This window comes from Hungatella sp. SL.1.14 (genome assembly GCF_024460495.1).
In the GTDB taxonomy this organism is placed as follows: Bacteria; Bacillota; Clostridia; order Lachnospirales; family Lachnospiraceae; genus Hungatella; species Hungatella hathewayi.
Genome location: NZ_JANFYJ010000177.1, coordinates 1 through 382 on the forward strand (window position 1 = coordinate 1; position 382 = coordinate 382).

At 52.1% G+C, this 382-nt stretch carries 1 pseudogene; it reads right to left on the reverse strand.

Annotated features, from left to right (window positions below):
• Nucleotides 1-276, reverse strand: a pseudogene (locus NE473_RS30560) (hypothetical protein); the annotation flags it as partial.
• Nucleotides 277-382 lie beyond the last annotated feature (106 nt).

Below are 382 nucleotides of genomic sequence, written 5' to 3' on the forward strand. Positions count from 1 at the left end.
CTCACAGATATCCTTCGTACAGGAGCGTGAGCACTGGCGCCACGTCTCATTTCCGCATGGCGCCACAATCCTTGCCGCCTCGATCCCTGACTCAAAAATCCTGGCGTCCGTCACCGTAGTCACCAGAAAAAAATCCTTTCCCTCCGTCAACTCCGCCAGCTTCCCATACCCCTCATCAATATCCGGAACAAGCTCCGCCCTCCACTCTTCCCCCAGACCGATCAATAACTTCTCACACTCATCGATTTCCTGTCTTATATTCTGATTTTCTTTCATTCTTATCTCCCTTTCCCATCCTGCTCACTCACCAGCCCTGCCACATCAGCCCTGGTGCCTGCTTACCAATTACCCCTCATTATACATCAGGCCCTCCCACTCGAAA